General features: G+C 33.3%; 17 protein-coding genes. 5 read left to right on the top strand and 12 right to left on the bottom strand.

Annotated elements, in window-relative coordinates; genetic code table 11:
* Window positions 1-52: 52 nt before the first annotated feature.
* From OD917_RS17250 to OD917_RS17240, 3 genes are all read left to right on the top strand, one after another.
* The gene (locus tag OD917_RS17250; RefSeq protein WP_204251683.1) at window positions 53-229 is read left to right on the top strand and encodes a hypothetical protein; all 177 of its coding nucleotides are present in this window, start codon (window positions 53-55) and stop codon (window positions 227-229) included.
* Window positions 230-262: 33 nt separating this feature from the next.
* Complete coding sequence (locus tag OD917_RS17245) at window positions 263-715, top strand: 6-pyruvoyl trahydropterin synthase family protein (protein WP_129746573.1); 453 nt, start codon at window positions 263-265, stop codon at window positions 713-715.
* Between the two features lie 86 nt (window positions 716-801).
* Window positions 802-1,545, top strand: a complete 744-nt coding sequence (locus OD917_RS17240; RefSeq protein WP_129746572.1) for a UDP-2,3-diacylglucosamine diphosphatase — start codon at window positions 802-804, stop codon at window positions 1,543-1,545.
* Between the two features lies 1 nt (window position 1,546).
* Here the strand turns inward: OD917_RS17240 and OD917_RS17235 are convergent, their stop codons facing one another.
* The 10 genes from OD917_RS17235 to OD917_RS17190 form a co-directional block, all read right to left on the bottom strand.
* The gene (locus tag OD917_RS17235; RefSeq protein WP_263524627.1) at window positions 1,547-2,758 is read right to left on the bottom strand and encodes a cytochrome c3 family protein; all 1,212 of its coding nucleotides are present in this window, start codon (window positions 2,756-2,758) and stop codon (window positions 1,547-1,549) included.
* Window positions 2,759-2,841: 83 nt separating this feature from the next.
* Window positions 2,842-3,198 (bottom strand): hypothetical protein, encoded by a 357-nt coding sequence (locus tag OD917_RS17230; RefSeq protein ID WP_129746570.1) that lies wholly within the window; start codon window positions 3,196-3,198, stop codon window positions 2,842-2,844.
* A gap of 87 nt (window positions 3,199-3,285) precedes the next feature.
* Window positions 3,286-4,149, bottom strand: coding sequence for a carboxypeptidase-like regulatory domain-containing protein (locus tag OD917_RS17225; protein ID WP_263524626.1), 864 nt, complete (start codon window positions 4,147-4,149; stop codon window positions 3,286-3,288).
* 123 nt (window positions 4,150-4,272) lie between these two features.
* A complete protein-coding gene (locus tag OD917_RS17220) occupies window positions 4,273-4,629 on the bottom strand; it encodes a hypothetical protein (RefSeq protein ID WP_263524625.1) in 357 nt (118 codons plus the stop codon).
* Between the two features lie 131 nt (window positions 4,630-4,760).
* Entirely contained in the window at window positions 4,761-5,675 is a 915-nt protein-coding gene (locus tag OD917_RS17215; RefSeq protein WP_263524624.1) for an alpha/beta fold hydrolase, read from the bottom strand.
* Window positions 5,676-6,959, bottom strand: coding sequence for an MFS transporter (locus OD917_RS17210; protein WP_263524623.1), 1,284 nt, complete (start codon window positions 6,957-6,959; stop codon window positions 5,676-5,678).
* A complete protein-coding gene (gene recJ, locus OD917_RS17205) occupies window positions 6,946-8,649 on the bottom strand; it encodes a single-stranded-DNA-specific exonuclease RecJ (RefSeq protein ID WP_263524622.1) in 1,704 nt (567 codons plus the stop codon). The genes OD917_RS17210 and recJ overlap by 14 nt, the downstream gene beginning before the upstream one ends.
* Window positions 8,650-8,862: 213 nt before the next feature.
* Complete coding sequence (locus OD917_RS17200; protein ID WP_008465164.1) at window positions 8,863-9,207, bottom strand: HopJ type III effector protein; 345 nt, start codon at window positions 9,205-9,207, stop codon at window positions 8,863-8,865.
* 97 nt (window positions 9,208-9,304) lie between these two features.
* Window positions 9,305-10,024, bottom strand: a complete 720-nt coding sequence (gene rsmI / locus OD917_RS17195) for a 16S rRNA (cytidine(1402)-2'-O)-methyltransferase (protein ID WP_250834968.1) — start codon at window positions 10,022-10,024, stop codon at window positions 9,305-9,307.
* Between the two features lie 42 nt (window positions 10,025-10,066).
* Window positions 10,067-11,110, bottom strand: coding sequence for a hypothetical protein (locus OD917_RS17190; RefSeq protein WP_263524621.1), 1,044 nt, complete (start codon window positions 11,108-11,110; stop codon window positions 10,067-10,069).
* Between the two features lie 236 nt (window positions 11,111-11,346).
* Here OD917_RS17190 and OD917_RS17185 point away from each other — a divergent pair, with 236 nt between their 5' ends.
* Both OD917_RS17185 and OD917_RS17180 read left to right on the top strand, forming a co-directional pair.
* Window positions 11,347-11,937 (top strand): thymidine kinase, encoded by a 591-nt coding sequence (locus OD917_RS17185; RefSeq protein WP_263524832.1) that lies wholly within the window; start codon window positions 11,347-11,349, stop codon window positions 11,935-11,937.
* 43 nt (window positions 11,938-11,980) lie between these two features.
* On the top strand, window positions 11,981-12,400 hold the full coding sequence (locus OD917_RS17180; protein WP_263524620.1) for a hypothetical protein: 420 nt from the start codon (window positions 11,981-11,983) through the stop codon (window positions 12,398-12,400).
* A gap of 61 nt (window positions 12,401-12,461) precedes the next feature.
* Here the strand turns inward: OD917_RS17180 and rpoN are convergent, their stop codons facing one another.
* Both rpoN and asnS read right to left on the bottom strand, forming a co-directional pair.
* Window positions 12,462-13,922 carry an RNA polymerase factor sigma-54 gene (gene rpoN / locus OD917_RS17175; protein ID WP_263524619.1) on the bottom strand — a complete coding sequence of 487 codons (1,461 nt, stop codon included), beginning with the start codon at window positions 13,920-13,922 and terminating at the stop codon, window positions 12,462-12,464.
* A 262-nt stretch (window positions 13,923-14,184) separates the two neighbouring features.
* Window positions 14,185-15,630: an asparagine--tRNA ligase gene (gene asnS, locus OD917_RS17170; RefSeq protein WP_263524618.1), complete on the bottom strand. Its 1,446-nt coding sequence runs from the start codon at window positions 15,628-15,630 to the stop codon at window positions 14,185-14,187.
* Window positions 15,631-15,803 lie beyond the last annotated feature (173 nt).

The following is a 15,803-nucleotide window of genomic DNA, read 5'->3' as shown; positions in this document are numbered from 1 at the left end:
TAGTTTTGGAAATATTTTAAAAACATTTTTTTTACTATCTAAATTATTGAATATGACTATCATTTCGTTGCTACAAAAAGTTGACATTGCAGAGAAAATAAAAGACGCTCCAGACAGCGGTTATCAAATTGGTGTAGTTATCGGATCTTTTATTCCGTTTCTGATTTTAGGCGGAATTGCTTTGTGGATGTATAACCGTGCTAAAAAAAGAGACAAAAACGGTTATTAATTTGTAAATTTGCAAGCTTAAAATTAAAGATCGATGAGTAATATCAGAATTACAAAACAATTTAGCTTCGAAACCGGTCACGCTTTGTACGGTTACGACGGAAAATGCAAGAACGTTCACGGACACAGTTATAAATTATCGGTAACGGTTATTGGCTCGCCAATTACAGACCGATCGAATGTAAAGTTCGGAATGGTGATTGACTTTTCTGACCTAAAGAAAATTGTAAAAGAAGAAATCGTCGATCAATTTGATCATGCAACTGTTTTTAATCAGACAACTCCACATGTTGAATTGGCTGCTGAATTAAAAAATCGCGGACATCACGTTATTTTAGTAGATTATCAGCCAACTAGTGAAAATATGGTGGTTGATTTTGCTGAAAGAATCGTTGCGAGACTTCCAGAAGGAATTTCTCTTTTCTCACTAAAACTTCAGGAAACAGAATCGTCTTTTGCAGAATGGTACGCATCAGATAATTTGTAAAAAAGTTAAAAGTGAAATGTGAAAAGTAAATTGTAAAATGCTTTTCATTTCACGTCTTACATCTCACAATTCACATCTTACATTAAATGAAAAAAATATATTTTGCTTCAGATCAGCATTTTGGTGCGCCAACTCCAGAATTAAGCCTTCCGCGTGAGAAAAAATTTGTGGCTTGGTTAGATGAGGTAAAAGAAGATGCAGAAGCGATTTTTTTATTGGGAGATTTATTTGATTTTTGGTTCGAATATAAAACGGTTGTGCCAAAAGGTTTTGTTCGAATTTTAGGTAAGTTGGCAGAAATTCGCGACAGCGGAATTCCTATTTATTTTTTTGTTGGAAATCATGATCTCTGGATGAATGATTATTTTGAAACCGAATTGAATATTCCGGTTTATCACGATAATAAAGAATTTACTTTTAGTGGAAAAACTTTTTTAATTGGTCACGGCGACGGAAAAGGGCCTGGAGATAAAGGTTATAAAAGAATGAAAAAGGTATTTACAAATCCGTTTTCAAAATGGCTTTTCCGTTGGCTTCATCCAGATGTTGGCGTAAGTTTAGCACAATATTTATCAGTCAAAAATAAATTGATTTCTGGTGCCGAAGATGTAAAATTTTTAGGTGAAGAAAATGAGTGGTTGGTTTTGTATGCTAAACGAAAACTAGAGACCAAACATTATGATTATTTCATTTTCGGACACCGTCATTTACCAATGATAATTCCTGTTGGAGAAGATTCTAATTATGTTAATCTAGGTGACTGGATTGGTTACTTTACATATGGAGTTTTTGATGGAGAAAATTTTGAACTTAAAAAATTCGAAAAATAATCTACTTTTTCAAACTTGGGTAAATTCCAATTTTGTGCGTTCTCAAAATATAATTTGATAATTGTTTGCTGTTTGAAAGCTGAAAACTAATGGCGTTTGAAGCTTTTTTCGGCATATGGCATTCTACACAATTATCGTCTAATAATTTTTCAGGCATTGTTTTTAGGGTCGTTTGATTGTGTTTTAAACCCTGATGACAGCTCATACAAATTTTAGAATAAGAAGCCATGTTCTTAGAAGCATTTTCATGCGGATTGTGACAAGTAATACAATCCATTTTTTCGCTATTTATAAAACATTTGCTTTGTGCCATTAAACGAAATTGATTGCCGTGAACATCAAATTTTGCGGTATCTGTAATACTTCTCGTTTCACGAAAGAATTCCGATAAATTATCTCCAGGTTTAAACTCAAAACGAGATTTTAATTTCATTCCGTCATTTCCTGCATGGCACAATGCACAAGCATCTAATTTTTGCTGTCTTGTAAGGGTTTTGAAACTTGTAATGCTATTGGCAACTTTTACATTTGGATTTTTCAAATGAAATTCTGCATGTTTTTTTGCAGGTCCGTGACAGCGTTCGCAGTCAATTCCGTAAACAATAGTTTTTTTATTGATTACGTCTTCGATATCCATTGACATGAAGTTTTTTTCCGCCGAACTCTGATCAACAGTTCGCGAACTGATATTTGAACTGTGACAAGCGTAGCAATCTTTAACGACCATTCTGTCAAAATAAGGTTTATCAGCTGGAAACCCTGGACTTGTTGCCCAATTGTTTATCGAATGATAAAAAGAAAGCGGTAATTCGTAAGTATTATTATTTTTCCAATAAACAGATGTCTGTGCGTGTTTGGTTCCAAATACAATTTCGAATTTATATCTTTCAGTTTCTTTTCCATTCTTATACAAAACCTGATACAAACTGTCGCCATGTTTTTCCATCACCAGTTTGGTGTCTATATCATAAATGAAAGTATGGTTTTTAGAATCAAAATCTCCAGAAACATTTCCTAAAATAGCTGGAGCTGTAGCTTTAAAATGCGAACTTTTGAATGCCATATCTGACTGTACTTTATGACATTGCACACAGCTTTCAGAACCTGCATAATCAGTTCCGCGCGGATCAATATATTCTTCAGATTTATTGTTGCAGCTGACAATGAAAATTGTCGTAAGAATAGTGGTGAATAGAAATACAGCTTTTTTCATTGCTGTAAATATACTTTTTTTTGAATTGAATCAAAATATATTTCAATAATGAAAAAATGTTGTTAAAATATTTGGAATGCTTCTTAATTCATACCGACTCCATAAACATATTCATCCAGTTCAATTTTGAATAAAGAGCCTTCGACCAAATCTTTAATCGATTTTAATTCGGTCATATTTACAGCTAAATCTATCGAATTGCATGGTGTTTTCAATAAAAACTTATGGCAAGAATATTTCATTTCGCAAGCTTCACAACAAGAGTTTTCAATCATACTATCTTCAATCAAATCGCAAAAATGATTCAATTCCTGAACTGTAAAATAAAAGCCAGTTTCTTTAAAAACTAATTGCACTTTGTCTGAAATTGTAGTGTTATGATCTTTCCAGTAAAAAGCTATTCCAAAGTTATTATGATATATTTGTTCAATTTCTCTCATCGTAAATCCTTTAATTTCAACAAATATAAATATTATTTAAATTAATTCTAAATAAAAAAATCATAAAAAAGAATAAAATTTTTCATTTTACTGGCACATCGTGTTGAGGTAAAAAGTCAAGCTTTGTCCGCTTCTAAACCAATTGGCCATATTTTTTTCTCTGTAAAAACTATTTTCGGTTGCAGATACGGCTGTAGAAATAGAGAAGAATTTGCTTTTTTCATTGTTTTTTATGCTTTCAATCCATTGAATTGTCACAGCAATATCTCCCATTTCTTTATCCAAATAAATATCGTAAGGTTTTAAATCGACTGTAAACAATCCAAGCTGGTTATCTTTTACTTCAAAAATAATATCTTTTTCAATTAAGATTTTGGAAGGAAAGCCGTTTTCAACTTTATAAAAGTTCAATCTGAATTTAACCAATTTAAACTCGTTTGAAGTAATATTGAAATTAAAACTCTCTACTTTGCAATCTTTTTTGATTTTAAATTCCATTCCTCTTTCGCGACTTAAATAATCATCAACCGTTTTGTCTAGAGCAGTAAAAAAATTAAAATGCATAAGACCAAGTCCTTTTGAACTTCTGCCGAATTGTTTTGGTTTAGGTTTTTTGAAAGAGACCACAACTTCCTTCAAAGAATTTTCAGAAGGAATCATTTCAATAACATTATGGTCAGATTTCAGTTGATTGACTAATATTTTTTTGGTTTCAAAACCAATATGAGAAAAGACAATTGTATCGTTAGGATTTACTTTTTCATTTAAATTTAATTTGAAAATCCCTTTCGAATTTGAAACAGTTCCAACATTTTTATTAGCAATTCCGATATTTACATAATCAAGTTCTTCGTCGTTTTGCGCATTTTTTAGTTTACCCGAAATAGCAGATTCTTGAGCGAAAATGTTAGATGTAAAAACAACAGAAAATAAAAATGCAGTATATTTCATTTGCTTGATTTTTAGAATAAAGAAATGAAATAAGATTAAGATTGAATATTCTTTTATTCAATTTTTAACATTTGAAAGAAACTCTATTACAACTATTTATGAAGAGTTGCAATGGAAGAAAGTTTAATTCATGCCTGCACCATGAATATATTCATTGAGATGAAGTCGAAATAAAGAACCATCAACCAAGTCTTTTATAGAAGTTAATTCAATTGGTGATATTTCTAAATCTATCGCAACATAGGGGGTTTTTAATAAAAATTTATCGAAAGCACGTTTTACGCCACTTGTATCATAATCATTGTGGTCTGTTACGCAATCTTCAATCAAATCGTGAAATTCATTTAATTCTTGAACTGAAAAATAAAATCCCATTTGTTTAAAAAGCAACTGAATTTTATCTGATATAACTTCATTGCCTTCTTTCCAATAAAATGAAATTCCAAAATCGTTTCGGTATATCTGCTCGATGTCTTTCATGACAAAATTTTTAGGCCACAAAGATACACTCGGTTTGTATTAATACTTGATTAATAAAAGCATAAAAAAAAGCTAAAAAAAAATATTATTATTTGATTTTTAGATGTTTATAGTTTTTTTTGGGGGGTAAGTCACTTCAGCCAATATTTTAGTTTGGAAAGAAATGCTGCCTGTTGGTCAACAAATAAATAATGCGAGCAATTTTCCAGAAAAGCGAAGTGTTTTCCTCCAGTTATTGCTTTAAGAGAATTAATTTGTGCCGATGAAAAAATACCGTCATCTTTTCCGTAAATTCCATAAATAGGAACTCCAGCAGATTTGATTTTCTTTAAAAAAGGTCTGCTGTCGATGTTATTTTGTTTTTCGTTTTGATAAAAAACTAATGGTGCATTTTTATTTCTAATATTGGTTTTATAAAATTCTCCAGCTTCGTAATGGGCGTAAAGTTTTTTAGATTCTGCGGTCGGATTTGGCATTTTAAAAAAGCCATTTTCTCCTGCAAGATCGTAACAACCTTTTCTATATTCGGCAGAGTTTTTATTTAAATTTTCTACAATACTGATTTTTTTCAATTGTTCAGAATCCCTATTGTATTTTTTCTTCAGCGTATTTAAAATGTGATCATAAGTTTCTTGCTGGGAAAACAAAGCGCCAGCCAAAACCAAAGCGCTCACATTTTGTGGATATTTATTGGTATAAAGTGTTGCCACCAAACCGCCAAAACTGTGTCCAAGCAAAATAGCTTTTTTTAAATGGTATGTTGCATAAATCGAATTTAAATCCTGAAAAGCTTCCTCGTAAGTAAATTTCGCATTTGGATCTGCAGATCTTCCTTCGCCTCTTCGATCATAAGCAATAACATAAAAACCTAAATCGGCCAGTTTTTGAGCTGTCGTTCCCTCAAACAAAGTTGCATTGCCACTTGGCCCGCCATGAATAAAAATTATGGTTTTATTCTTTTCGTTTCCGTAAGTTTTGATATAGAGATTTTGCCCATTTGCAAAAAAGGAAAATATAAAGAACAAAGAAAGAAAAAAGGATTTCATCTACTCTAATTTATGATGATCATCCATATCTTTTTTCAAATCTAAATTTCTAAAAGTAGGCGATTTCAATGCAGTAAAAACTACAGTTAAAAGTGTGATACTTCCTCCAAAAACAACAGAAGTAACGGCTCCCATCAATTTGGCAGTTGCACCACTTTCAAAAGCCCCTAATTCATTTGAAGATCCAACAAATATTGAATTTACAGCGCCCACACGTCCGCGCATATGATCGGGAGTTTTAAGCTGTAAAATAGTTTGGCGAATTACCACTGAGATTCCGTCAGCTAATCCGCTTAAAAATAAGGCAAAAACAGAGAGCCAGAAATAAGTTGATAATCCGAACAAGATGATGGATAAACCAAAAACAAATATGGCAATTAAAAGTTTCTTTCCTGCATTTTCATACAAAGGCACATAAGCAGAAACTAACATTGTGATAAAAGCTCCAACCGCAGGAGCGGCTCTTAAAATTCCGAAACCTTCAGAACCAACTTTCAAGATGTCTTGGGCAAAAACAGGCAATAATGCAACAGCACCTCCAAAAAGTACAGCAATCATATCAAGAGATAATGCACCGAGAACGATTTTGTTTTTAAAAACGAATGTCAAACCTTCCATAAGACTGTCTTTTATAGATTCTCCCATTTTTGGATTTACAATCGGTTTTTGGCTGATTTGTGATAGGGCAATTAACGAAAGAATTGAAAATCCAAAAACCAAACACATTGACCAGTGAACCCCAATCCAGTTAATTGAGAAACCTGCTAATGCTGGTCCCATAACAGCTCCAATCTGCCAAACTGAACTGCTCCAAGTCGCAGCATTTGGATATACTTTTTTAGGGATAATCAATGATAAAAGCGAGAAGATGGTTGGCCCCATAAAAGAACGAACGATTCCTCCAAAAAATACTAATGCGTAAATGGAATACAAAATAAGATGTGTAGACCAGCCTCCAACTACTTTTGGCCAAGTCAACAAGAAAAGCCCGAAACTAATTACTGAAAATCCTAAAATACATTTTACCAATAAGCTTTTCTTTTCTCTTTGATCTACAATATGTCCAGCAAATAAAGACATTGAAACAGCTGGAATAATTTCCATTAAACCAATAATTCCTAAAGAAAGCGGGTTTTTAGTTAAACTGTAAACTTCCCATTCAATAACAATAAATTGCATTGACCAGGCAAAAACCATCGCAAAACGCAATAATAAAAATACGTTGAATTCTCTATATCTAAGTGCCTGATAAGGATCTGGCTTATTTGATTTAATTTCTTCCATTTGTTCTAATGTCTTTCAGCATAAGCTGTGTTGAAACAGTTCCGTTCCATTCGTTTTCTGCAATGCAATACGCCAATTGAAACGGATTTTGATTTTGTACAATATTTAATTTTTTTCCGAGTCCAAAGCCAATTGCGGCAATTCCGTCAGAATTATGTTGTTTGGCAAAAAGCCTTAAATGTTCTTCTTCAGCGCCTAAAGTTTTGGCATAACCAGTATCTATTGCATCAGAAGTCATAAAAACGGGTGTCATATTTTGCGGGCCAAAAGGTTCGAATTGTTTTAAAATCCGAATGAGTTTTGGCGTTATATCAGAGAAATTGATTTCAGCATCGATTTCGATTTCTGGAGTTCGCATTTCTGGTAAAATGGTTTCCGCAACTTGTTTTTCAAAAGCCTCTTTAAAATTTTGATAGTTTTCTGCTTTTAAAGTCATTCCTGCAGCGTACATGTGGCCTCCAAATTGTTCCAAATGTTCGGCGCAGGCGTCTAATGCATTATAAACATCAAAACCTTTTACAGATCGGGCAGAAGCGGCATATTTGTCACCACTTTTAGTAAAAACCAAAGTCGGACGATAATAAGTTTCAATTAATCTCGAAGCCACAATTCCGATAACACCTTTGTGCCAGTCTTCCTGAAAAACGACAGTCGAAAAACGCTCTTCTTCATTATTTTCTATAATTTGCTGAAAAGCTTCTTTCGTAATTTTTTTATCTAAATCTTTTCTGTCGGCATTATATTGTTCAATTTCTGAAGCAAATTGCTGTGCTTGTTCAAAGTTGAATTCAGTTAAAAGTTCAACGGCATGATTTCCATGTTTGATTCTTCCTGCCGCATTAATTCTTGGTGAAATTATAAAAACGACATCAGTAATATCGAGAACTTTCTTTTTTACTTGATGGGTTAAAGCTTTGATTCCGGGTCTTGGTTCACTGTTAATGACTTTCAGTCCGAAATAAGCTAAAACACGATTTTCTCCCGTAATTGGAACAATATCGGCGGCAATTGCAGTAGCAACCAAATCAAGGTATGGAACTAAATCTTCAATAGTTTCATTTCGATTTTGGCCCAAAGCCTGAATCAGTTTAAAACCAACTCCACAACCGCACAATTCATCATAAGGATAAGAGCAATCTTCTCTTTTTGGATCTAAAACAGCAATGGCATCTGGAAGAATTTCTCCAGGACGGTGGTGATCGCAAACAATAAAATCGATGTTTTTTGCTTTCGCGTAAGCGATATGATCAATCGATTTGATTCCGCAGTCGAGAGCTATAATTAGAGAAATTCCGTTGTCGTCGGCATAATCAATTCCTTTATAGGAAACTCCATAACCTTCTTCATAACGATCTGGAATGTAAGTTGCAATATTTGGATAATGCGATTTTAAATACGAAGAAACCAAAGAAACTGCTGTTGTTCCGTCGACATCGTAATCGCCAAAAACTAAGATGTTTTCTCCATTTTCTATTGCTTGTTCAATTCTTGCAACAGCTTTATCCATATCTTTCATCAAATACGGATCATGAAGATGTTCTAATGACGGACGAAAGAAATTCTTCGCTTCATCAAAAGTCTCAATTCCACGCTGAATTAGCAGTGATGCTACAAAATCTTCTACATTTAAAGCTTGCGCTAAATGTTTAATTTTTTCTTCAGAAGGTTTTGGTTTTAAGGTCCAACGCATGGGTTGATTTTAAATTTTAGATTTTAGACTTCAGATCTGTGAAATCGTTTAATCGGATTGGTAATTTTTTTTGCCACTCCCGATAGCTATCGGAATAAAGGATTTAAAAAGGATTTTTAATCTGTAGTAGAGATATTCACTTTTTAACTTTGACAAAGTTTTTTAGAATGTAGATTTCAGAAATCTAAAATCTACATTCTAAAGCCTAAAATATTATTTTGCTTCTAAAGCATTTCCTTCAAACTGAATTCCGTCCCAACCTAAGTTGATGAAATTTCTAATGTTTTGGTGATTCGTTCCGTTTGGATCGCCTAAAACTTCTTCAAAGTAAAATGCTCCAAAACAAGCTAAAGTTTCTTCTTTGCTTAAGTTTTGCAATTTTGCGAAAGAAAATAATTTGCAAGAACCTGAATTTTCACCAGCTGCATTATGCTGTGTTCCGTTTTGAAAAGCTGTTGGAGTAAAATTGTAATTTTCTTCAATTACGGCAATAGTTTCAGGAAATGTGATTTGAGTTGGAGTTTGTTTTACTTTTTCTAAAAAGGCTTGTATGCTCATGATTTTGATTTATTTTTTTGCCACAGATTAAAAGGATTAAAAAAGATTTTTTAAAATAATCTGTGAGAATCTTTTTAATCTGTGGCTGTATAATTATTTATTCCTCTTCGTCTTTAGAATATTTACTTTTCTTGGCTTCTTTTTCTATTGTTTTTCCTGCAACTACAACGACTATTTCGCCGCGTGGAGCTGTTTTTTCAAAATGTGCTAAAACTTCTTTTGCAGTTCCGCGTACATTTTCTTCGTGCAATTTTGATAATTCTCTCGAAACGCAGACTTGTCGGTCTTCTCCAAAATATTGTACAAATTCGGCTAAAGTTTTAACGAGTTTATGCGGAGAAACGTATAAAATCATCGTTCTAGTTTCTTCGGCTAAAGCCAAAAAACGAGTCTGGCGTCCTTTTTTATCAGGAAGGAAACCTTCAAAAACAAATTTATCGTTTGGGAGTCCGCTGTTTACTAAAGCAGGAACAAAAGCTGTTGCTCCTGGAAGACATTCCACCTCGATTTTATTTTCAACACAAGCGCGAGTCAATAAAAATCCAGGATCTGAAATAGCTGGAGTTCCAGCATCTGAAATCAAAGCAATGGTTTCGCCAGCTTTCAAACGAGCAATTAAATTTTCAGTTGTTTTATGTTCGTTGTGCATATGATGGCTGTGCATATGCGTACCAATTTCAAAATGCTTTAAGAGTTTTCCGCTTGTGCGGGTGTCTTCCGCCAAAATCAAATCGACTTCTTTTAAAACCCGAATGGCTCTAAAAGTCATGTCTTCAAGATTGCCAATTGGCGTTGGAACGATATATAATTTGGACATAGTTGTTTATTCGTAAAATTTAGGATGTGAAATATGAAACCGTTAAGCGAATTTTTTCTCAATAATCCCCATAAAACGCTCGGTATAATCTTCTTTTCCATCCCAGTTATTATAATCTGGTTTTACCATGTTTTCGATAAAATCTTTAGCTTCGCTATAAGAATCAAAAGTCATTAATTGGTTTAAAACACGGCTGTAATCTTCTGTGCTGTTTCCGAAAAGGTTTTTGGTAAAAGCAATTCTGTCATTTAAATCAATATGAAATCCTCTTGACAGTTTTTCATTTAAACTTACTGCTTTTGGTTGTGCAGGAGTTTCAAGAATTGCTGTTTCGATTTTTTTCTCTTCCTTTTTTTCTTCTTTAAAATCATTAATCGAAGGAGTTTTTACAGGAGGAACGGCTTCAAAACTATCTACTTTTACAAATTGGGCATCGGCATAATTGACACCGAAATCTTCAAATTGTATTGTCGGAATTGAAGAAATTGGAGTTTTTGGTTCTTCTTTAACTTCATCTTTGATTTCTTCAACTTCTAATTCAAAAGCAGGTTTAAAATCAGGAATTGGTTTTAAATCGTTTACAGTTGTAAATGAAAGTTCATCACTTTTAATTTCTTCTACCTTTTCAATTTCTGGTTCAATTACTTTTTCAGCAACGATTGGTTCAATTGTTTCTTCAATAATTGGTTCCTCAATTTCTGCAACAATAGGTTCAATAGTTTCTTCAACTTCTTCAGCAATTGGTTCAGCAGTTTCAACAACTTCTGCTGGTTTTTCTTCTGAAATTTCAGGTTCGTAAGATTCTTCAAGTGCAATTACTTTTTCTACTGTTGGAGCTTCATTTTCGATTAAAGCTGGAATTGCACTTTCTTCTTTATCGAAAATAGTTTCCAATTCAGCATTAATTTCAGTTTGTCCGATTGTTGGTTTTAAGGTGTCGAAATTTTCGTCAACAAATTTTAATACGGCTAATTTCTCATATAATTTCTGAGTTTCAAGGTACAATTGATTGATATCGGATTTGTTTTTAAGTTTCAAAATTCGATGTGCAATGCTGATTAAATCAGCTTCCAATTTTTTTTTCATAACTGTTGAAAATTATAGTGAATAAGGTATTTTAGTGTATTTGATGTCTGAATGTCTCTATTCTCAAGGAAATTCAAAAGATAATTTTTTATTTCTGTTAATAAGCTTTCGCTAATATTTGATTTGATAAAAATTTTCTACTTTTGAAAAAATGTAAAACAACACATTTTTACGTCGATTTATTACCAGTACAAAGTAATAAAAACTATTCATTTTTAAAGGCAGAAAAATACAAAATGTTTCTCGAAAATACAGTAAATCACAAAGAACAATTTGGTTGGATTGAAGTTATTTGTGGATCAATGTTTTCGGGTAAAACCGAAGAGCTGATCCGAAGATTAAAGCGCGCCCAATTTGCCAAACAAAAAGTCGAAATTTTTAAACCAGCTATTGATACTCGTTATCATGACGAAATGATAGTGTCTCATGATGCCAACGAAATTCGTTCTACGCCAGTTCCTGCGGCGGCTAATATCTTGATTTTGGCACAAGGCTGTGATGTGATTGGTATTGACGAAGCGCAGTTTTTTGATGATGAAATTATCACGGTTTGCAACGATTTAGCAAATCAAGGAATTCGCGTAATTGTGGCTGGATTGGATATGGATTTTAAAGGAAATCCGTTTGGACCAATGCCAGGACTTATGGCAACTGCCGAATATGTAACTAAAGTTCATGCTGTTTGTACGCGAACTGGAAATTTAGCCAATTATAGTTTTAGAAAAACTGCAAATGACAAATTAGTTATGCTTGGCGAAACCGAAGAATATGAGCCGTTAAGCCGTGCGGCATATTTTAATGCAATGAAAAAAAATCAGGAAAAATAGATTTTTAAATTCCACTTATAAGCCTTAATAAATAATACAAAGTATGAGAAAACAAAATATTTTATTATTAGTTGTAATTGGAATTGCAGTGGCTTTAGCTATTTTTTTTCAGTTTTATCTTTCTGAAAATGCTACTGAAGTAAAAACAGAAATCACAGAATTAGTTGAAAAGTACAATAAAAACTGTCCGTTAAACATTCAGGAAGGTATTCGATTAGATAGTGTGACTTTGGGTGAAGAAAGAGAAGTTCAATACAATTTGACTTTATTGAATGTCGTAAAAGAAACTGCTGAGGTAAACGTGATTAAAGATGAAATTGGAAAAAGTCTAATCAGTACTGCAAAAGCAAATCCTGGACTTCAAGTTTTTAGAGACAATGATTATACGTTGATCTATCATTACAGTGATAAAAAGAAAATATTTTTATTTGATGTGAAGATTTTGCCAGATCAATATAAATAAAATTAAAAGCAAAAATAAACCCGACAGATTTTAAATTTGTCGGGTTTTTTATTTGTGAAAATTAAATCTTCTTTCTCATTCTCGCTACCGGAATATCAAGTTGTTCACGGTATTTAGCAATTGTCCTTCTAGCAATTGGATAACCTTTTTCTTTTAAGATTTCAGCCAATTGATCGTCTGGAAGCGGTTTTCTCTTGTCTTCATCCTCAATTGTGTTTTGAAGAATTTTTTTGATTTCAAGAGTTGAAACATCTTCACCTTGATCGTTTTTCATCGCTTCAGAGAAGAATTCTTTAATTAATTTCGTTCCATAAGGAGTTTCAACATATTTACTGTTTGCAACACGTGAAATCGTCGAAATGTCCAAACCAACCATATCTGCAATATCTTTTAAGATCATTGGTTTTAGTTTGGTTTCGTCACCGTCTAAGAAATATTCTTCCTGATAATGCATAATCGCATTCATCGTTACAAAAAGCGTTTCCTGACGTTGTCTAATCGCATCGATAAACCATTTTGCCGAATCCAGTTTTTGTTTGATAAACTGAACCGCATCTTTCTGTGCAGTCGATTTATCACGAGATTCTTTGTACGTCTGCATCATTTCCTGATAATCTTTAGAAACGTGCAGGGAAGGAGCATTTCGTCCGTTTAAAGTCAGTTCTAGTTCACCGTCAACAATTCTGATGGCGAAGTCTGGAACCACATTTTCAGTAACTTTATTATTTCCAGTAAAAGATCCGCCTGGTTTTGGATTTAGTCTTTCGATTTCGTGAATAGCTTTTTTAAGCTGTTCGTTTGAAATGCTGTATTTCTGTAATAATTTATCGTAATGTTTCTTCGTAAAAGCATCAAACTGATTTTCGATAATGTCGATTGCTAAATCAACATATTCAGTTGGTGTTTTATGTTTTAATTGAAGCAACAAACATTCCTGCAAATCACGCGCACCAACACCCGAAGGTTCCAATTCGTGAATGACCGTCATCATTTTTTCGACCATTGCTTCATCAGTGTAAATTCCCTGAGTAAAAGCCATATCGTCAACAATATCCGGAATGCTTCTGCGGATATAACCCATATCATCAATACTTCCAACAAGGAATTCAGCGATTTCGCGCTCTTCATCATTCAAAATGAAAGTATTCAGCTGATTGATCAAATCCTGATGAAAACTTATCGGAGCCGCAAAAGGTGTTTCACGTTCCTCGTCGTCACTGTAATTGTTTACCTGAGTTTTGTAGTCAGGCGTATCGTCGTCGCTTAGATATTCGTCAATGTTAATGTCGTCTGCTTCAATTCTGTCAGATTCTGCATCATCATAATCGTCGTAATCTTCATTAGCGTATTCATCAGCTTCGTAATCGTCTTCTTTTCCTGCTTCTAGAGCCGGATTTTCGTTCATTTCTTCTAATAAACGCTGTTCAAAAGCTTGCGTAGGCAATTGAATTAACTTCATCAGCTGGATTTGCTGTGGAGATAATTTTTGGGATAATTTTAAATTTAAAAATTGCTTTAGCATAGTTTGGGTTAAGAGTTTTGAGTTTTAAGTTATGAGTTAAGTGTTAGAGGTTATGAGTTGTTGCTGCATAAAATCTTTTACTTGTGAACAAGTTGTATCACTTAATTCATAAAAAAAACTAATAACTACCATATTAATTAAAGCTAAAAGTTTGGTTTGACGCCTAACTTATAACAAATAACATTTAACTTTTTTATTTCTTTTAAATGATATGAGTTAAGGTTTTACGCTTAACTCATAGCAAATAACTTATAACTTTCTATTAAAATTCCGCACTACCAGGAGTTCTTGGGAAAGGAATTACGTCTCTAATGTTTGTCATTCCTGTTACAAACAATACTAAACGCTCAAATCCTAAACCAAAACCGGCGTGCGTTGCAGAACCAAATCTTCTAGTGTCTAAATACCAGTATAATTCTTCTTTATCAATTCCAAGTTTTTCCATTTTCTCAACCAGAACGTCGTAACGCTCTTCTCTTTCAGAACCACCAACGATTTCTCCAATTCCTGGGAAAAGGATATCCATTGCACGAACTGTTTCTCTTCCTGGTTCTGTGTTGTCGTTCAAACGCATGTAAAACGCTTTAATGTTTGCTGGGTAATCGTATAAAATTACCGGACATTTAAAGTGTTTTTCAACCAAGAAACGCTCGTGTTCTGACTGTAAATCAGCTCCCCATTCGTTGATTAAATATTGAAATTTCTTCTTTTTATTTGGAGTTGAATCTCTTAAAATATCAATTGCTTCAGTATAAGAAACACGTTTGAAGTTGTTTTCTAAAACGAAGTTCAATTTCTCTAACAAAGCCATTTCGCTTCTTTCAGCTTGTGGTTTTGATTTTTCTTCTTCAAGAAGTCTTCCTTCTAAGAATTTCAAATCGTCTTTACAGTTGTCTAAAGCATATTTAATTACATACTGAATAAAATCTTCAGCCAAATCCATGTTGTCATCCAAATCATTGAAAGCAACCTCAGGCTCGATCATCCAGAATTCTGCCAAGTGACGAGAAGTGTTTGAGTTTTCTGCTCTAAACGTTGGTCCAAAAGTATAAATCTGACCCAAAGCCATTGCGAAAGTTTCTCCTTCTAACTGTCCAGAAACTGTTAAGTTGGTATGTTTTCCAAAGAAATCTTTTTTGAAATCAATGTTTCCTTCTTCATTTTTTGGAAGATTATCCAAAGGCAATGAAGTAACTTGGAACATCTCTCCAGCACCTTCAGCATCAGCTCCAGTAATAATTGGCGTATTTACGTAAACAAAACCTTTATCTTGGAAATATTTGTGAACTGCATAAGACAACACCGAACGCACACGCATAATGGCACCAAAAGCATTTGTACGTACACGCAAGTGAGCGTTTTCACGTAAAAATTCTAGAGAGTGTTTTTTAGGCTGCATTGGGAATTTTTCAGCATCAGAATCTCCAAGAATTTCCAATTTAGAAACCTGAATTTCATATTTCTGACCCGCACCTTTACTTTCAACTAAAGTTCCAATTACAGAAACTGCCGCTCCAGTAGTGATTCTTTTTAAAGTCTCTTCTGGTGTATTTTCAAAATCAACAACACATTGAATATTATTAATTGTAGAACCGTCATTTAAAGCGATGAACTGATTATTTCTAAAAGTTCTCACCCAACCTTTTGCATTCACTTCCTGTAACGTCGTCGTACTGTTTAATAAGTCTCTAACTTTTGTGTGTTTCATTTTTATATATAATTGATATTAAATAATATTCGTTTTGAACAACTGCAAATATAATCGATAATAATTAATTTTTGAAGCTGTTTCGAGTTCCTTTTATTGTTCTGATAATTGTTAGTGTAAATTTATCCGCCACGAATTCACGAATAAAAAATAAATAATTCGTGAATTCGTGG

Source organism: Flavobacterium sp. SH_e, assembly GCF_025717045.1.
Classification (GTDB): domain Bacteria; phylum Bacteroidota; class Bacteroidia; order Flavobacteriales; family Flavobacteriaceae; genus Flavobacterium.
Note: the sequence above shows the minus strand (reverse complement) of the source record. Positions and strands in the feature narration are given on the sequence as shown.

Excerpts from the sequence above, each read along its gene's own strand:
- OD917_RS17200 (WP_008465164.1), bottom strand. The coding sequence starts at position 9,207 with ATGAGCATACAAGCCTTTTTAGAAAAAGTAAAACAAACTCCAACTCAA.
- OD917_RS17225 (WP_263524626.1), bottom strand. The coding sequence starts at position 4,149 with ATGAAATATACTGCATTTTTATTTTCTGTTGTTTTTACATCTAACATT.
- asnS (WP_263524618.1), bottom strand. The coding sequence starts at position 15,630 with ATGAAACACACAAAAGTTAGAGACTTATTAAACAGTACGACGACGTTA.
- OD917_RS17185 (WP_263524832.1), top strand. The coding sequence starts at position 11,347 with ATGTTTCTCGAAAATACAGTAAATCACAAAGAACAATTTGGTTGGATT.
- OD917_RS17210 (WP_263524623.1), bottom strand. The coding sequence starts at position 6,959 with ATGGAAGAAATTAAATCAAATAAGCCAGATCCTTATCAGGCACTTAGA.
- OD917_RS17250 (WP_204251683.1), top strand. The coding sequence starts at position 53 with ATGACTATCATTTCGTTGCTACAAAAAGTTGACATTGCAGAGAAAATA.
- OD917_RS17220 (WP_263524625.1), bottom strand. The coding sequence starts at position 4,629 with ATGAAAGACATCGAGCAGATATACCGAAACGATTTTGGAATTTCATTT.
- OD917_RS17230 (WP_129746570.1), bottom strand. The coding sequence starts at position 3,198 with ATGAGAGAAATTGAACAAATATATCATAATAACTTTGGAATAGCTTTT.
- rsmI (WP_250834968.1), bottom strand. The coding sequence starts at position 10,024 with ATGTCCAAATTATATATCGTTCCAACGCCAATTGGCAATCTTGAAGAC.
- OD917_RS17240 (WP_129746572.1), top strand. The coding sequence starts at position 802 with ATGAAAAAAATATATTTTGCTTCAGATCAGCATTTTGGTGCGCCAACT.
- recJ (WP_263524622.1), bottom strand. The coding sequence starts at position 8,649 with ATGCGTTGGACCTTAAAACCAAAACCTTCTGAAGAAAAAATTAAACAT.
- rpoN (WP_263524619.1), bottom strand. The coding sequence starts at position 13,922 with ATGCTAAAGCAATTTTTAAATTTAAAATTATCCCAAAAATTATCTCCA.
- OD917_RS17235 (WP_263524627.1), bottom strand. The coding sequence starts at position 2,758 with ATGAAAAAAGCTGTATTTCTATTCACCACTATTCTTACGACAATTTTC.
- OD917_RS17245 (WP_129746573.1), top strand. The coding sequence starts at position 263 with ATGAGTAATATCAGAATTACAAAACAATTTAGCTTCGAAACCGGTCAC.
- OD917_RS17215 (WP_263524624.1), bottom strand. The coding sequence starts at position 5,675 with ATGAAATCCTTTTTTCTTTCTTTGTTCTTTATATTTTCCTTTTTTGCA.
- OD917_RS17190 (WP_263524621.1), bottom strand. The coding sequence starts at position 11,110 with ATGAAAAAAAAATTGGAAGCTGATTTAATCAGCATTGCACATCGAATT.
- OD917_RS17180 (WP_263524620.1), top strand. The coding sequence starts at position 11,981 with ATGAGAAAACAAAATATTTTATTATTAGTTGTAATTGGAATTGCAGTG.